Genomic DNA, 17043 nt, shown 5'->3' on the forward strand with positions numbered 1-17043 from the left:
TATTTTATTTTTAAGGGGAAAAACAGCAAGGAAATGGGCATTTTGATTTCTGCCATGCCCGATATTGTGAAGCCTCAGCGCAGAGAAAATGAAATTACAATTCCTGGGCGAAACGGGGTTTTAAACATAGACGAGGGAACATATGAAGCCTATACCCTGAGTGTTGCATGCGGAACAAGGGGTACGACAAGGCTTAGCGAGATTGCATCATGGCTGGATGGGAATGGAGACTTAATTCTTTCCACAGAGCCGGATAAGATATATAAGGCCAGAATCGGCAATGCAATTTCTATTTCTGATGTTATCTATTTGTATACTTCCTTTCTTGTGCAATTTAAGGTATTTCCGTTTAAATATTCTGTGGATAAAGCAGATGAGGAATTGAGCATAACTGCACCTACAACGATTTACAATCAAGGCACGATTTACAGCGAACCAATTATCACAGTTCATGGAACAGGGAATGTAGCTCTCACTATTAATGGCACAACCTACACACTTACTGGAGTTAGCGGATATGTCACAATCAACAGTGAGATTCAGGAAGTTTACAAAGATAGTACAAACAAAAATAATTCCTTTTCAGCGTTGGATTTCCCCAGGTTTCAGGAGGGAGCAAATACAATCAGTTGGACAGGAAATATATCAAGGCTAGAAATAAAGCCCAATTGGAGGTGGTTATAAATGGCACAAGTCTATAAAAAGCTAGAAATTGATGTGAACAAGGAAGTGACAAGTATTATTACAGCCGTTCAGAAGGATGCAAAAAGCCGATATTTGGACATTATTTTATTGGACGGTAGTACACCAATTAATCTCACAGGCCATGAGGTTAGAATCTATGGGAAAAAGGCTGACGGGACAGAGTTTTATAACAATGGAGCCATTACCAATGCAACCGCAGGTAGATGTCAATTTGAGTTAACTTCTCAGGCGTTGGTTTTGGCGCAGGATTTGGAAGTACAGATTATTTTGTTCAAGAATAATGTGGAGGTTCTCAGCACACAGCCTTTTAAAATCCACGTAGTGAAAAGCCTGATTTCCACAAGTGCCATTGAAAGTAGTAATGAATACGGCGCATTGGTTGTGCTATATCAAAACCTTTACGAAGCCCATGACTTAATGACTACCATGGTGCAAAATATCGGTGTTTCCGGAGAAATAGCAAGGCAGCTTACCATTGATACCATGTGGGAAGCTTGGGAGTACCTTTGTAACTATGTTTCCGAGGATTTAACCACATTGTTACAGAATGCGATCAATAACAACTCTGTGGATGGGGTTGTGCAGAGATTGGGAAATACGGCTGATGTGGGCGGTACAGTTACGGCGGGTACAGTTATGGGAAAACTCAACAACATCATAGGAGGGAAGAAATATAAATCTTTCAAGAGGGTAACTGTAACCTTGCCAGCTGATGCGACAAATTTCATCTTATTATCTGTGTCCGGCGCTGGGGAGTTTTATGGCGTATGGACAACATGCAAAATTCTTCGAGTAAGTGTTGATGGTGGCACTGCGATGGGTGCAGCAGGGAGCACCAGCACTTATGCATTTTCACCCTACATAGTAAACGGTCTCGTGGGGCGTACTACGTCCGCAGGGGGGCCTGACTTAATTCCTCCTATGCCATTCAAAGATTCACTTATTATTACTGCAGATGCCCAAAGCACTTCATATGGCGCGATAATAGTGTATGCATTATATGAATAGAGGAGGGGCGAGCATGTATTATAAAAAGCCAGGAAACGAGCCTCCTGTTGTTAAAGCAGGAAGCGTATATGAAGAAAGTTATTTCCATGATGGATATTTATTTTTGAAATACTGCACAAGCAATGCTCCATTAGAGGAACTCATTAAAATATCCCAGGAGGAATTTGAAGCAAATAAGCCTGCTATTTCAGAGCCAGAACCACCAGAGCCAGAACCAACGGAGCAGGAAATCCTGCAAGCAGAAATGCTTTTAAATCAACAACAGATTATCAGCAAACAGACAGAGATTGATATGACATTAGCGGAATTATTGCTGAATCAACAGGGGGTGGTTAGATGATTTTTAAAATTGTTAAACGGTATTTTGATTCTCAGATTTACTCTGCTGAAAATGTAGGTATGTTTGTTAGAAGCGGCAAAATCACAGCAGAGCAGTATACAGAAATTACGGGGCAGGAATACGAGGTGATTTGATGATTACCATACATGAAAAGAATAGCATAACATTTGATACTTTGGGCTTGGGGGCGTTGCTTCCGAGCCTTTGTACTGTAAAAGAGGAATTAAACGGTATGTATGAGCTGGAAATGGAACACCCCTATGACCAGTGGGGGAAATGGAAGGACATTGAAAAAGAACGAATTCTTGTTGCATCTACGCCTAGTGGAAAACAGCCCTTTCGGATTTATCACATCAAGCCTGATATGGATGGAATTCAAGTAAATGCCCGCCATATCTTTTATGATTTGCTGGACAATCTTTGTTTGAATATCAGTGTATCAGGTTCAGCCCAAACCGTGCTAAACGGTATTAAAAATGCCTTTGCCTATACTATGCCCTTTACTTTTTCAACCAATATGTCGGGGACTGGTGCGCTCACGGCAAGCAAAGTAAACCCCATTGCGGCACTGCTCAGTGATGATGAAGATGCAAGCAGTTTTGTGAAAACCTTTGGTGGGGAAATCCTACGGGACGGCTTTGCTGTTTCTATGAAAACTTCTATTGGCCAGGATCGTGGTGTTGCCATTCGGTATGGTAAAAACCTCGTAGGGTTGGAAATTAGTGAGGATATTTCAGAGGTGGCAACAAGAATTTACGCCTATGGGAAAGATGGGGTGGCGATGTCGGGAGGGTATAGAGATAGCCCATATATAAGCAATTACAGATATCCTAAAATCCATGCATTTGAAAATAGCAGTTTGGCTTATTATGAATTACCCGGGGCTGTTCAAGCTTTATTTGATGAAGGCTGTGATTTGCCTAAGGTGAACATCAAGGCAAACTTCCAGATGCTTTCTGAAACGGAGGAATATAAAGAATATGCTGTTTTAGAAGAAGTTCAGCTAGGGGATGTGGTGACAGTTTCCAATGTGAAAATGGGTTTTCACAAAAAAGCAAAGGTTATTTCCTATGAGTGGGATTGTTTGCTTGACCGATACAAGGGCGTGGAATTGGGGGACTTTGTTGCAGACTTGACATCTTCCGTTACCAGCGGAGAGAAGAGTCTCTCCACGGCAGTCAGTGCCTCTACGGAGATAAAACAAGTTTATGGGTTGATTACGGGAAAGGTCACAATAAATGATGAGGGGCTTTATATTTGTGTGAATGGAAATTCCATTGATACTGCCACAAAGATATTTCATTTTGGAAAAAATGGGTTAAGATTTAGCACTACAGGAACAAATGGCAGTTGGACAACTATTATAGATAGTGAAGGGAGTGTACTATCGAGTTTCTAGGAGGTGAAAAGATGAATCAGGATGAGGTTTCGGAAAAATTAATTGAGGTGGATCAAAGAAGCAAAAGTAACAAAGACAGACTGGACAAATTAGAAGAACGTCAGGATAACCTGGAACAGCTCACCAATGCTTTTTCTGTGATGCAAAAAGAGCAAGAATATATTAAAGAAGATGTACGGGAAATAAAAGCAGATGTGAAGATTTTAGCTGAAAAACCGGTCAAACGGTGGGAAAGTGTGGTTGAGCGTGTCATCACAATTGTGGTAGGTGCGGTGGTGGGCTATCTTTTGAGTGGTGGACAACTACCTTAAGACAAAAGAGATACTCTCTGACAAATAATGATATCAATTGCGGTTGATATCGTTTTGTAGGCTAAATGTGCTTGCACACAACTTAATTATTAACTATATCTGATATATGAATGGGGGAGCATTATGAATTGGTTTATTGAAAACTGGTTTTTAATTGTAGTGCTGGTTGCTGGATTATGCTGTGTTGGTGTTTTTATTTATAAATTTGCAAAGAAACCTACACAGGAACAAATCAATACAATCAAAGAATGGTTACTATATGCCTGTATACAAGCAGAAAAAGAATTGGGTGGTGGAACAGGGCAACTGAAGCTTAGATATGTATGGGATTTGTTTATTTCAAGATTTCCAGCAGCGGCTAAGGTAGTTACTTTTGAAATGTTTTCTGCATGGGTAGATGCGGCATTAGAAGAGATGAGATCGCTGTTGACACAGAACAAGGCAATTAGAGAGGTTGTAAAGGGGGAAGATGTATGACAGGTGAACAGCTAGTGGCTTTTGCACGGTCAAAGCTTGGGACGCCTTATGTATATGGTATGAAGGGGACTGTAATGACTCAGGCCAATTTTAATTATTTGCAGGGTCTGTTTGGCGTGAAGCTTGTGTGGAATAGTGATGAGAAAAAGGTTGGCAAGGTGTGTGTGGACTGCTCGGGGTTGATTTCATGGGCCACTGGTGTTGTCTTAAGTTCAGCACAGCTGTTTGAAAAAGCAGTTCGCAAAGAGCCAATTGGTACAATAAAGAATGCACCTATTGGTGCTTTGGTTTGGAAAAGCGGACATGTAGGAATTTATACGGGTCTGGTAGGAAATGTTCCGTATTATATTGCTGCGGATGGTTCGGCATATGGTGTGCGGGAAGTGCCGCTGAGTCAGAATAACTTTACCCATTGGTTATTGATGGAGTATATTAACTATGATAAGGAGGATGATGAAGTGGTAACCAGAGAAAAGATAATTGTAGATGGTAAAGAAATTGTTGTAGACCTCATTTTTAAAAACGGAACCAATTATGTTAAAATTCGGGATCTGGGAGATGCTTTGGGGTACGAAGTAAGTAGTAAAGGGAAGATTCCTGTGCTTCAAAAGAAATAATTACCATTGCATATGGAAGGTATTGGAAAAGCTGTTTTCCTTTAAATTTTCAAATGAGCTGTAGTTGGAAAGTTTCTAATTCTTTTATTTAAAAAACAGAAAGCAGAAATTAAGGATTTTCCCATTAATTCCTGCTTTTTTTGTTTTGTTATCCCTTTGGAATGATTTCAATCCAATAATGGTCAGGATCACTGATAAAATAAATTCCCATTTCCGGGTTTTCGAAGCAGATACAACCTAATTCTTCATGCTTTTTGTGTGCTTCGTCAAAATCCTCTGCTACAAAGGCAAGATGAAATTCGTTTTCACCTAGGCTATAGGGTGCAGTTCTTTCTTTTAACCATGTCAATTCCAAATTAAAATCTGTTATTCCATCTCCAAGATAAACCAGTTTCCAACTACCATCGGGAGATTCCAACCTACGAACTTCTTTTAGCCCTAGGGCTTTTTCATAAAAATCCATACTTTTTTTCAGGTCTATGACATTAAAATTATAATGATTAAATGCGAACATATTCTGCCTCCTTTATCTTCTGTGTTTTTTTAGTGATGCTTGTGGTCGTGGTCGTGTCCGCAGGTGCCGTGCTTGTGCTCATGATGATGGCCGTGGTCATGTCCACAATTGCAATCGTGCTTGTGCTCATGATGATGGTCGTGGTCGTGTCCACAGTCGCAATTTTGTTTGTGGTCATGGTCATGTCCGCAGTTACAATCATGCGTATGCTCGTGGGTGTGGTGGTGATCCTCTTCTTCTTGATTGGTAATGGACTGATAACCGTTATCGGCAAAAACCATACCCACCTTATCTACAATTAGAACCCTCTGCTCCTCGGTGGAAACGTTATCAATTGCATCCATTATGCGCTGCATAATATCCTGAACTGTGCAAACAGGTGGCAATGCCCCCATAAGGGTTTGCATAGCGATTTTCCTTGTTTGGACAGGCAGAGTGTCGAAGCTATTTCTTGTATTTTCGATAAAAGCATCAAACAAGCCATTTTTTTCTTCTTGTGTAGCAGGAGGCAAGTCATTTGGAAGGTCAAAGCGGAATAATTCATCATTAAGATTGCCGAAGAAGCATTCTCTTATAAATTCTTCGGTCATAAGAACTTTCTTTGTGTCATCATGAAAGCCTTCAAATGATCCGATTTTTTCCAGAAGTTCATACTCTTGACGACCGATTACATTCGCTTTATCAATGACAGGTTCAACAGCTTTTTCCAGTTGCTCATTTAATGTGTCTAGATAAGCTGCTTTTTCCGTAGCATTCCATTCTCCACCAATAAACTCACACACAGCATGGTATAAATCGGCATAGGTTGCATCTTTTTGGGTTAATTCTGTAAAGGAATAGCTAAGATACAGCAGAAGAATGCAGGAATTAATATCATGAAGGATGCAAGAAAAATATTCCTCTATATCTTCCAAAACTTCAAATAATTCATTCAGTTCACCATAGGCTTCACCTAGAGCTTCATCTTCCATTTTATGGGGTAAAAGCATGCGCTTTGCGCCTAAGGCCTCGGCAATTTCAGGAAAATATTTCCCATAAAGAGGATTTGTCTCAGGGCAGCAAAAACCCTCAAAGGTTTTTAAGGACATTTCAATAAATTCTTTGCTTTCCTCAGTGAAAGCTGCGTTTAGACATTCCTTCACTTCTGTATAAAACTTGTCCCTAGTAATGAAAAGGGGAACGCATTTTAATAACTGACTCATGTAGCTTTTTTGAGCCAATGTATGATCTGCACTTTCCATAAAAGCATGACAGTCTGCAAAAAATAGTGACCATTCCACTTGCTTTTCAGTAACCTTGTCTTCAATATATTTTCTCAGAGCAATTTGATCATTTATGGTTGTAGAAATAATGTTCCACTGAGAAAAATAGCTATATACGGTTTCATAGATGGATAAAAGCCGTTTTTTAAGAGAAATACAGTTTTCTAAAACCGCAATACGCCCTTCAGTAATACCATCCAATATGTCTTCTAAGTTTAAAAGATAGCCACGGATTTCCTTTCTGATTTCAGCAATATCTTGAGGGATTTGGTAGGGGAGGGGGTTATTTTCCTCTTCTTCCATTGCACTCATTAAAAGCAACAAAAGGCTGCCAATTGCTTGCTGGTAAATATATTTCGCCGAAAGTGTTTTAATTTGTTCCTCTGATGCATGATTTGACAAAAGAAGATCTCCTTTCTGAATTCAAAATCTTATAACAAGTTTCCCATCTATTATATAGGGTTTTAGGAAAAAGTACAACGAAACTTTTTATTCAAGTGTGGCGTATTATGGCAAAAACAGCCATTTATAGCATGGAGATAAGTTTTTTCAGATATCAAGCAGTGGGAAAATAAAATTCCAGAACTAATTTCTTTGTAAAGGATTTTTAAAGCAAATTATTAGGACTGAAAAAAATGGTGTAAAATTTTTGTGATGTTGTTATAATGAAACAAACATAAGAGATTAAAAAGCAGTTTAATAAAGTTATAGTACATTAAGAAACTAGGGTATGATGCCCCAAAACTTACAAAGGAGAATGTAAAACATTATGAAGCTTTTTCAAAAATTCATAAAATATTATAAGCCATATCGCTTTTTATTTTATATGGATTTATTTTGTGCATTGATTGTTTCAATCATTGATTTATCTTTCCCGTTGATTCTAAATATTCTAAATCGAGGGATTTTTCTAGGAGAAGGGGACAAAATCATAAAAATTATTGGCTATGTGGGCATTTTATTGCTGGTTATGTATGTGGTGCGCTATTTTGCCCAATATTTTATTACCTCTTGGGGGCACATAATGGGTGCCCGAATGGAAAGTGATATGCGGCAGGATTTGTTTTCTCATTTACAGAAGCTGAGTTTTTCCTATTATGACAAAAACAACACTGGGGATATGATGTCTCGCATTGTATCTGATCTTTTTGATATATCCGAGCTCGCTCACCATGGACCGGAGAATATTTTTATGTCAGTGCTAAAGATAACTGGCTCTTTTATCATTTTGTTTCTTTTGAATGGAAAGCTTACGTTGATTTTAATTGGTGTTACAATCGTTATGATTCTTTTTTCCTACTTTAGAAATAAAAAGATGCGTTCCATTTTTATGGATAACAGATTAAAGATTTCAGGAGTCAATTCCCGTGTGCAGGATAGTCTTGCTGGTATCCGCGTGGTGAAATCCTTTGTGAATGAGGCATATGAAAACGAAAGATTTCAAGAAAGCAACCAAACTTTTTTGGAATCCAAAAATAGAAGCTATCGTACCATGGGCGGTTATATGGCGGGGAATTCCTTTTTTCAAGGCCTTTTCTATACCATTATTATTGTGGTGGGTGGATTATTAATCGCAAAGGACGAGCTTGTTGCCACCGACCTTGCACTTTATGTTTTGTATGTCAATATTTATATGAACCCAATAGAGCTATTGCTGAATTTTACCGAGCAATTCCAGAAAGGCTATGCAGGTTTTCGACGTTTCATAGAGGTTCTTGATACAGAGCCGGAAATTTTTGATGCTATTGGTGCTACAGAGTTGGTTGAGGTAAAGGGAGATATTGAATTTCGTGATGTGTCTTTTAGCTATGATGATTCTATTAAGGTATTGAATCATATGAGTGTGCAAATCAAAGCCGGGGAGACAATGGCTTTAGTAGGGCCTTCAGGAGGCGGAAAAACCACTTTTTGTTCCCTTTTGCCCCGTTTTTATGAAGTTACAGATGGTGCCGTGCTGATTGATGGGAAGGACATTCGCTCTATAACCTTAGAATCTTTGCGCTCTGCCATTGGCATTGTACAGCAGGATGTTTACATTTTCGCAGGAAACATTCGGGATAATATTACCTATGGCAGATTAAACGCAACAGAAGAAGAAATTCATGAGGCTGCTAAAAATGCTAATATTCATGAGTTTATTCTCTCCCTTCCTGATGGTTATGATACTTTTGTGGGAGAGAGGGGGACTCGCCTTTCGGGAGGACAAAAGCAAAGAATTGCCATTGCCCGTGTGTTTTTGAAAAATCCAAAAATTTTGATTCTTGACGAGGCTACCTCTGCCCTAGATAATGAGAGCGAAAAATATATTCAAGAGTCTTTGGAGAGACTTTCGGAAAATAGAACTACAATCGTTATTGCCCATAGACTCAGCACCATTCGTAATGCTGACGAAATTGTGGTTTTGACGGATGAGGGTATTGCAGAAAGAGGAAAGCACGAGGTGCTCCTGAAAAAGAATGGGATATATTCTCGTTATTATAACATGCAGTTTGAAGGCATTGAGAATACAAAATGATAGAAAATCAATAAATAACAACTATTTTGCACATATAGATGCAGGAATTACGAATTTACCAGCTGCAGGAATCATCAACAAAAGAGTAAAAGGCTGATTCCAGAGAATGATATTTCTCTGAATCAGCCTTTTTGATGTGTCTGGAAGTATGGAAGGACTATTGTCCTATTCCTCAATCATATCCCAAAAATCTTTTTTTGCTATTTTCTTTAGGTTACGCCATTTGGGTTCATCATCATAATCATAACGACAAATGGATTTGAAACGACAATATGTACAAGGGGTCTGATCATTTTTACGATAAGGAGAAGGGGCAATCACACCACTTTGTATAGAATTTCCCAGTTCTTTCCCGCGGTTGACAACAAAAGAAAGGAGCTTTTTATATTGTTCTTCATCAGCTAGATAAGCGGAGGAAGATGGATCCCCTTTTTTTGTATAACCAACGGGGACTATGGAAGAACTTCTCCCTTTTGTATCCTCCATAAAAATATGGTCAACGCCTTGAATAACTGCTTCATCCTCCAAAATAAGACCGGACATTTGCATTTTTTGATATAACGCTTCTTCAATTTCCTCTGCACTCATCTCTTGGTTGAGTGCTAGATTAGGGTCGGAAATTCTAAAGTAAAATACACCACCGGGTTTTATCGGTGTTTCTGTTTTTTTGTAATGCTTTAAATAAGCATCTAAATAAACCAGCAACTGTAGTTGAAGGCCATAATAAATATCCTGAAAGTTAAAGGCCTTTGAGCCAGATTTATAGTCTATGATTTTTGCATAACGTTTTCCTTGGGCATCCAATAAATCCACACGGTCTATTTTTCCCGAAAGTACCAATTCTTTTCCTTCTGCTAATTGGATTACGATGGGGGGGAGAGCTTCGTGATTGCCAAAGCCAATTTCATAACCAGCGGGCACAAAATCTCCGTTTTTCAAATGCCGTACCAATGTCCAAGCAGCACGGGCTGAAATGCGTTTTAAGCGGCGGATAAGGTATTGATTTGCCGCAGAATCCATTAAAACCGCTTCTCCCAACTTAGGTGCGGCTAGGTCAACGGCCTCATAAATCATTTCTTCCGTTTTTTCTTGAGAGAGGGAACCCCAAGGAATATTCTCTGTTTGAATCTTATTGGAAAATAGCTCCAGCACCTCATGGAATAATAATCCCAAATCAGGGGTGTGCAGTTGATATAGCTTTCTCTCTGTTGCTTTAAGCCCATATTCAGCAAAGTAGGAAAAGGGGCAGGCGGCAAAACGTTCTAAACGGGACACGCTGGAGAAAATCTTTTCACCGTATAAACTTCTGATTGTTTTTACAGAGAGACGTTCTTGCTTTTTTGTAGTGATGAAGCCTTTACGCAGTAAGGATAACCGTTTTACCCAGATTGGTTCGGTAGCAAAAAAGCTGTAGATATCCTGCCAAAGGGGCTCCATTGGGATATCTTTTTGGTGATTTCGCATTTTTTCGCCCAGTAGATGAAAAGCGGAGGCAGGAACCATTTCTTCTGCTTGGAACACAGAGTAAGATTGAATCTGTAAAGTGCTGTCCATTCGGCAAAGACGGTCAATAAGAGGCGACGGAAAAAGAGCTTTTCCTTCCGTGTTGCCGTTTGCAAAGGTTAAAAATAAGCCTTGGGAAGGCCTAGTAAGGCCACGATAAATTAAAAACTGTTCTTCAAAAGCCTTTTGCTTTCCGCCGTTTGCCAGTTCCATACCTGTTTCCGTTAAAAGTTGACGTTCCGCTTCGGTAAAAATTCCTTGGGGTTGAGAGGGAGAAGGCAGGACACCTTCATTCACACCAAGGACAAAGAGATACTTAATTTCCGGCAGGCGGGAGCGTTCAATATCTCCTACCACAAGGCAGTCTGTGGTGGGGGGGATTACACCCATGGTACACTTTTGAAGGCCGGCAGATAATACTTTTGCAGCTTCTGCCATGGTCATTGGTTCTTCCCCCAAGATTTCCGTTGCTTTATCCAGAACTTGTAGTAGAAGCTGCCAAATTTGTCGATGCTCCTCCGCCTTAGATGGATTCCCCTTTTCTATAGAATCTTCCGTCCATGTTACAAGGGTTTGGGCAACATGAAGGGTCTCCAAATGCTGAAACAGAAGGGCAATGAATTCCTTTAGAGGGAGCCGTCCTTTTCTTTTGATTTGCAAAAATGGTTGAAATGGTTCCAAAAATTTTTGCCGTAAAAGGTTCATAAAGGCAATGGTTTCTTCTCCTTCTTTTTTTAAACCGTATTCCCAGTTCTCTTTTTGCCACTTATAGCCTTTAATTCCATAGGCAAGAACGTAATTTTCTAACGCATCCTGCTCTTCAAAGGTAAAGGGAATTAGGCCGGATTTCAAATAAGAAAATACATTTTCATATCGAAAATCGTAAATTAACAAATCCAACAGTGCTGTTACCATAGTAATTAGGGGATGGGACGTAATTTCCCTTCGGCTGTCTATAAAGCAGGGAATGCCATATTCGCGTAAAGTACTCCTCAGGCTTTTCTCATAAGCGCCCATTGCATTGGTCACAATGGCGATTTCTTTATAACGAAGACCTTTTTCCCGCACAAGACGGATGATTTTTCCAGCGGCAAAAGTAATTTCCTCTTGCTTAGTGGGGCAAGGGGTGATGCTGATGCTTTCTGCCAGACTGCATTTTTTATGATAACCTTGAAAATAGTATTTCTCCAAGGATTTTAATGCATTGGTTTCTGCTCTGTGATTTTCAGAAAGAAAAACAGATGGCGCTAAAGGAATACCATTTTCCTCAGCAATGCGAGTTAATTTATTTTTCGTGATATATGGCTCGTAAAAAGGTGCTGATTGAGCTAAAAATGGAGCGAGAAAGCTTTTTTCGTCCATGGGCAGCGTAACGTTTACTTGTGTTGATAGCTTTAACAAATTTTCGATTACGGAATACTCCTGAGGCGTAAAGCCATAAAAACCATCAAGCCATATTTCAGTTTCTTGAAAGGGTTTTTCTATAGAAAGCTGTGCTGCCAAAAGGGAAAGGGTTTCATCAGCCAAGATGTAATCCTTTTTTGTAAATTTGATATAGGCATCATAAATTTTCGCTAAGTCTGTCAACTTTTCAGTTACACCTTGAGTGAGGCTCCCTGCTTGGGCTTTTTCAAGAAGCTGACTTGGTTCTATGTAGTATTGAAAAAATTCTGAAATTGTCAAGCTAAGTTGATCTATAAAACCGGTCTTGTTCATTACATTGCCAAAAAAGGAGAGATTTTCTTTTTCATCCAAAAGAACCTTCTGTAGTGCCATGGATTTGCCAATGTCTCCCAAAGGAGCCTTTCGTCCCATGCCGTTTTTTGAAAAGGTCTGATGGGCTAGGCGGCCAAAGCTTAAAACCTCAGCCAAGAGAATGGCATTTTGAGGGCTTTGGGCAATCAAATCACGTTCTGCCTGAGAGGTAAATTGTTCAGGCACAATATAAATTTGGCGTCCTAAACCCATTTTTTGTTTTTCAATAATTTCATCCATGCAAAGATGGGTTTTTCCTGTACCGGCGGTGCCGATGATAAAGCGCAATGCCATTTGGGTATCCTCCTTTTTCTTAACATGATACCCAACAGAAAGCTTTTTTTCAAGGCAAACTTGTACAGCGGAATAAAGGGGAGGTGACAAACATATGGTAAGATTAAGGAAATGTATTCTAGGAGGGAGTAAGGTGGGCGGCACGAAATTTGTGGTAGTAAAGTTAAAGGAGCTCATCAAGACGGTAGTGTTTGCTGTGTTGGGCGTCATTATTTTGGTTGGTCTGATTTGGTTTTTCTTAAGCTTGGGAAATAATGATTCTGGTACATATCGGGATGGGGTATACCATACCCAAGTAGCCTTGGGCAATGAGAATGCAATGGTTTCTGTTACCGTTGAGGATGGAAAGATTGCAGACGTTGCGTTATCAGAGGTTTCCGAAAGCACAATGGTATTCTATCCACTTTTGCAATCGGCGGCGGATGAGGTTTGCAAAGAGGTTATTAAGACCCAATCCTTAACCATTCAAGTTTCTGAGAAAAACGCATATTCAGCACAGGCAATTTTGGAGGCAGTCGCTAAAAGTTTAGATGAGGCAAAGAAATAAAGAGGAAAAAGGGTTTTCTCTTTAGGGTGTCGGTTTTGCCGGCACCCTTTAAAAAAGAAAGTTTATTTGAGTCAGTTTGTTTTGCAAACAAAAATTTTAGAATAATTCTAAATTAACATATTGGTTTCAGAAGGTAGGGTGCTCCTGCCTTTTTCTGTGTTATGGATGAATATCCTCACAATCCTTTACAGGTATGCCTGCTTCCTTTAAGGTTTTTGCGAAAAGACCTTCGCCTTTTATTAGCTTACCTTGAAAGGTTCCGTCGTAAATCTGATTTACACCGCAGGTTGGACTTCGGGACTGTAAAATCGCCAAAGCTATTTTTTTATCCTGTATTCTTTCCATAGAAATAACTACACCTTTTTGAAATTCTTTTGTTACGTCTTTTCCGTTTTTGGTCATAAAAATACCATCAACTTGCTCCACGCTGTCTCTGGGACAACCGAGACCTCCAAGCAGCTCGGGACAGATGGGTAGCACAGTATGGCCCTGTATAAAATCCATAACATTTTGATTATAGTTATTCTGACCGTTATATTTACAATTTTGCCCAACTAGGCAAGCACTGACTAAGATATTCATATATAAGCCTCGTTTCATTAACAATAAAGATTATTGAGCTTTATTCAGTAAGAGCATCCGTAATACGGATGCTCTCTTAATTATTATTTCATACATCTAAGAACTATAATATCCTGTGCTAGTGAAGTTAATTTCCGCTAGCTCTACAAAAAGCAATACCTTTAATGGTGTCCACTTTTCTTTAAGCTTTTGATGTGATGTTTGGCTTTTTTCATACCGCCAACTTCACGAAACATTTCATTCAGCTTCTTTTCTTCAATTTCTTTTGATGAGAGACCTTCATAATCCGTTTCACGTTTTAATTTAAAATAGTTTTGTAATCGTCGGTTCTCTAACAGACCCTCTGAAATTGCTTTTTGCACAGCACAACCAGGTTCATTGTTGTGAGAACAATCTCTAAATTTGCAGTGCTTTGCCAGCTCCTCAATATCTGAAAAAGTTTTTTCCATATCCCCATTGGCAATACCCAATTCACGCATACCAGGGGTATCAATAACGATGGCGCCATTGGGTAATAAAAACATTTCTCGCCCTGTGGTGGTATGACGACCTTTATCATATTGGTCAATTTCTGCTGTAGCAAGTAGCTGCGTTCCCGCCAGAAGGTTGATCAGCGTTGACTTACCCACCCCAGAAGAACCGATAAAAGAGGCAGTAATCCCTTTTTTTAGAAAGGGAGCAAGCTTTTCTACTGTTTTTGCATCGAAAGAGGAAGTCACGATTACGTCGCAACCTATAGCCACTGTTTCGATTTCCTCCATAATTTGTAAGATGTTTTCACACAAATCACTCTTGGTCAGTAGAATTACGGGTGTAGCACCGCTGTCCCAAGCGATGGACAAATACCGCTCCAAACGACTCAAATTATAATTTTGGTTGAGAGACATGCAGATAAATACCATGTCTATATTTGCAGCGATTACCTGAGCTTGATGAATAAGCCCTAAAGCGGCACGTTGAAATACACTTTTTCTTGTTAAAATCTTGTGGATGATGGCGGGGCTGTCTGTGTTGCCAATGGACACCATAACAAAGTCCCCCACTGCTGGATATTGAGAAAGTGTTTCTACTTCATAGGAAAACTTCCCAGAAATTTCAGCGAAACGTTCACCTTCAGCGCTGGCGATACGATACATGCCCTTATGCTGAGCAATAACCCTCCCTAAGGAATATTCCGGATAAAGGGTGGCTTCTTGTATAAACCGTTGAGAAATACCATAGTTTTCTAATAAATTCAATGAAATTACCTCCGTAAAAATTCGTATACTGTGTGTTCTTTGTATACTACAAGGAGGTTTCTAGAAGATTTTAAGCTCTGAAAACCTCCTTGTTTCCTACAATATCCGTACTGTTAAAATTGCATTTCATATACACAATCCCCTTTCAGTATTATTATAAGCTAATTTTAGCAAATGATTGAACAGAAAGCAAATAGTTAAAGATTTTTTATTTCAAATCCATTTTCATGCTCGTTCATATTTTAGAATCTTGGGCATATATTTGAAATCAGGAGGGATGCGGTATGACAGATAAGGAAAGAAAAAGGCGCAGAATGGAAATGGAAAAAAGAATGAGAGATAGACGAGAAGGCCGTAATCCTGGTGAAAGTTCACCTCAGGGGCTTTTGGTTTTTCGTACATATGTAACTGTGATTTTGGCAGGGGCATTGGTTTTGGTTTCTGCTTTTCATACAGACACATCAGAGGCAGTTTGCAAACAATTAAAGGAGACCATTGCATATCAAATTCCCGCGGAAGATGTTGCAACGGCAAAAGAGAAAATTACAGCTTTATGGAAGGATAAAAATATTACTTTGCCAGCTTTCCATAATGATCAGAAGGAACCTAAGGAAAACAAGGTTTACAAGCCCGACTTAGAGGAATCGCCCTAGTGTATTGGCGTGGTCTTTTGTAAATTGGGAGAAAAAACAAGAGGGCTGGATTAACCCTGCCGAAGGTACAGTTACCTCTTCTTGCGGAGTTAGGAATAACCCTATTTTAAATAAAATGGAATTACACAATGGGATTGATATTGGGGTGGGAATCGGAACGGAAGTGGCCGCAGTACGTAGCGGGGTGGTTACGGAAATTCGCACCTCTGCTACCTTTGGCCATGTGTTGGAATATGAAACAAATGACGGGTACAAGGTGATGTATGCCCATCTTTCTGAGATTTTGGTGAAAGAAGGGGAAAAAGTGAAGCAAGGGCAGGTTGTTGCGAAATCCGGAAATTCAGGGTTATCCACAGGCCCTCATTTGCATTACAGCCTTTGGAAGAACGGAAAGCTCATAGATCCAATGGATTATGTTAATTTAAAATATACACAGGAAGTTGCGGCAGAATATGCTGCAAGGGGGGCGAGTATATGATAAAGACTAAGGTGAAATTCCATCCACTGTTTCTTTTATTTGCATCAATTTTATTTTATTTTGGGATGGGCGCCTTGTTTTGGGACATGCTTTTTTGCTGGGCAATTCAAGAAGGAGGCTATGCTATTTTTAGTAGACGTAAGGGACTAAGGGTGCGGTATTGGTTATTTACGCCTTTGGGTATCAGAGCCGACTTTGAAAGTGCAAACATTGCCTTTGATAAAAGACTGAGACTGCATTTTATTGGCAGTGTTTTGGGGATTTTACTGAGTATTATACTGTTTGGATTCGAAAAAAAGAACGTTGCAGTTCTTTCACTATTACTGGCAGGACTTCGCCTTTTGCCTTTTTTGCCCTTAGAAGGAGGGCGGATTTGGCTTGAGATTCTGGGGAAATGGAAAGGAACATTGCGGGCCGCAAGCTGGCTAACAAAAGCAGGCTATGGTGTTGGTTATGGACTTTGTGTTTTTGGGGTGTTATTTTCAATTATTGAGCCTTGTGCTTTTTTAATTTTACCAGTTGGTCTTTATTTAATTTATGTTAATCGGCATGAGTTCTTGCAAATTGCAAAGAACTTGTATACGGGGATGCTGAACGATACAGAGAAGCCTTTGCGTGAAGTGATTGTTTCCGGAAAAGAAACACCCTTCGAGTTGGCTTTACATATGAATCCCTATGAAGATATTTATTTTTTTCGTGAAAACCAAGGTGGAGTGTCACAGGAGCGGGTTATGTTGGCATTATTTACAGAAAAGGATAGTCAGTGGGTGTGGAAAATTGCCGACCAAAAAGATTTTGGTGCAAAAACCTATCAATTCGGGTATGATGATATGGAATAGACGATT

At 39.6% G+C, this 17043-nt stretch carries 18 protein-coding genes; 13 read left to right on the forward strand and 5 right to left on the reverse strand.

Annotated elements, in window-relative coordinates; genetic code table 11:
• Positions 1–6 precede the first annotated feature (6 nt).
• From NE558_RS10720 to NE558_RS10755, 8 genes are all read left to right on the forward strand, one after another.
• Positions 7–684 (forward strand): distal tail protein Dit, encoded by a 678-nt coding sequence (locus tag NE558_RS10720; protein ID WP_256150116.1) that lies wholly within the window; start codon positions 7–9, stop codon positions 682–684.
• On the forward strand, positions 685–1713 hold the full coding sequence (locus NE558_RS10725) for a BppU family phage baseplate upper protein (RefSeq protein ID WP_256150059.1): 1029 nt from the start codon (positions 685–687) through the stop codon (positions 1711–1713).
• Between the two features lie 13 nt (positions 1714–1726).
• Complete coding sequence (locus NE558_RS10730) at positions 1727–2053, forward strand: hypothetical protein (RefSeq protein WP_256150060.1); 327 nt, start codon at positions 1727–1729, stop codon at positions 2051–2053.
• Complete coding sequence (locus NE558_RS10735; protein WP_256150061.1) at positions 2050–2187, forward strand: XkdX family protein; 138 nt, start codon at positions 2050–2052, stop codon at positions 2185–2187. Before NE558_RS10730 ends, NE558_RS10735 begins: the two co-directional genes overlap by 4 nt.
• Positions 2187–3452, forward strand: coding sequence for a phage tail spike protein (locus NE558_RS10740; protein ID WP_256150062.1), 1266 nt, complete (start codon positions 2187–2189; stop codon positions 3450–3452). Before NE558_RS10735 ends, NE558_RS10740 begins: the two co-directional genes overlap by 1 nt.
• 11 nt (positions 3453–3463) lie before the next feature.
• Positions 3464–3763: a hypothetical protein gene (locus NE558_RS10745; RefSeq protein WP_256150063.1), complete on the forward strand. Its 300-nt coding sequence runs from the start codon at positions 3464–3466 to the stop codon at positions 3761–3763.
• A gap of 123 nt (positions 3764–3886) precedes the next feature.
• Entirely contained in the window at positions 3887–4240 is a 354-nt protein-coding gene (locus NE558_RS10750) for a hypothetical protein (RefSeq protein WP_256150064.1), read from the forward strand.
• Positions 4237–4857 (forward strand): hypothetical protein, encoded by a 621-nt coding sequence (locus tag NE558_RS10755; RefSeq protein WP_256150065.1) that lies wholly within the window; start codon positions 4237–4239, stop codon positions 4855–4857. Before NE558_RS10750 ends, NE558_RS10755 begins: the two co-directional genes overlap by 4 nt.
• A gap of 148 nt (positions 4858–5005) precedes the next feature.
• Here the strand turns inward: NE558_RS10755 and NE558_RS10760 are convergent, their stop codons facing one another.
• Both NE558_RS10760 and NE558_RS14500 read right to left on the reverse strand, forming a co-directional pair.
• On the reverse strand, positions 5006–5371 hold the full coding sequence (locus NE558_RS10760) for a VOC family protein (RefSeq protein ID WP_256150066.1): 366 nt from the start codon (positions 5369–5371) through the stop codon (positions 5006–5008).
• A gap of 29 nt (positions 5372–5400) precedes the next feature.
• Positions 5401–7035 carry a hypothetical protein gene (locus tag NE558_RS14500; RefSeq protein ID WP_305145046.1) on the reverse strand — a complete coding sequence of 545 codons (1635 nt, stop codon included), beginning with the start codon at positions 7033–7035 and terminating at the stop codon, positions 5401–5403.
• A 367-nt stretch (positions 7036–7402) separates the two neighbouring features.
• Between NE558_RS14500 and NE558_RS10770 the strand changes: the two genes are divergently transcribed.
• Positions 7403–9148, forward strand: coding sequence for an ABC transporter ATP-binding protein (locus tag NE558_RS10770; protein WP_256150067.1), 1746 nt, complete (start codon positions 7403–7405; stop codon positions 9146–9148).
• Between the two features lie 165 nt (positions 9149–9313).
• Here the strand turns inward: NE558_RS10770 and addB are convergent, their stop codons facing one another.
• Positions 9314–12700: a helicase-exonuclease AddAB subunit AddB gene (gene addB, locus NE558_RS10775; RefSeq protein ID WP_256150068.1), complete on the reverse strand. Its 3387-nt coding sequence runs from the start codon at positions 12698–12700 to the stop codon at positions 9314–9316.
• 133 nt (positions 12701–12833) lie between these two features.
• Between addB and NE558_RS10780 the strand changes: the two genes are divergently transcribed.
• On the forward strand, positions 12834–13247 hold the full coding sequence (locus NE558_RS10780; protein WP_256150069.1) for a hypothetical protein: 414 nt from the start codon (positions 12834–12836) through the stop codon (positions 13245–13247).
• Positions 13248–13406: 159 nt separating this feature from the next.
• Here the strand turns inward: NE558_RS10780 and NE558_RS10785 are convergent, their stop codons facing one another.
• Complete coding sequence (locus tag NE558_RS10785; RefSeq protein WP_256150070.1) at positions 13407–13829, reverse strand: DUF523 domain-containing protein; 423 nt, start codon at positions 13827–13829, stop codon at positions 13407–13409.
• A gap of 161 nt (positions 13830–13990) precedes the next feature.
• On the reverse strand, positions 13991–15067 hold the full coding sequence (gene rsgA / locus NE558_RS10790) for a ribosome small subunit-dependent GTPase A (protein WP_305145047.1): 1077 nt from the start codon (positions 15065–15067) through the stop codon (positions 13991–13993).
• Between the two features lie 284 nt (positions 15068–15351).
• On the opposite strand from rsgA, the gene NE558_RS10795 reads away from it, so the two are divergent.
• From NE558_RS10795 to NE558_RS10805, 3 genes are read left to right on the forward strand one after another with little or no spacing between them, the layout of a single operon-like run.
• A complete protein-coding gene (locus NE558_RS10795) occupies positions 15352–15720 on the forward strand; it encodes a hypothetical protein (protein WP_256150071.1) in 369 nt (122 codons plus the stop codon).
• A 4-nt stretch (positions 15721–15724) separates the two neighbouring features.
• Positions 15725–16198, forward strand: a complete 474-nt coding sequence (locus NE558_RS10800) for a M23 family metallopeptidase (RefSeq protein WP_256150072.1) — start codon at positions 15725–15727, stop codon at positions 16196–16198.
• Complete coding sequence (locus NE558_RS10805; RefSeq protein WP_256150074.1) at positions 16195–17037, forward strand: hypothetical protein; 843 nt, start codon at positions 16195–16197, stop codon at positions 17035–17037. Before NE558_RS10800 ends, NE558_RS10805 begins: the two co-directional genes overlap by 4 nt.
• The last annotated feature ends 6 nt before the right edge of the window (positions 17038–17043 follow it).

Origin of the sequence: Anaerotignum propionicum (assembly GCF_024461735.1) — a bacterium.
In the GTDB taxonomy this organism is placed as follows: domain Bacteria; phylum Bacillota; class Clostridia; order Lachnospirales; family Anaerotignaceae; genus Chakrabartyella.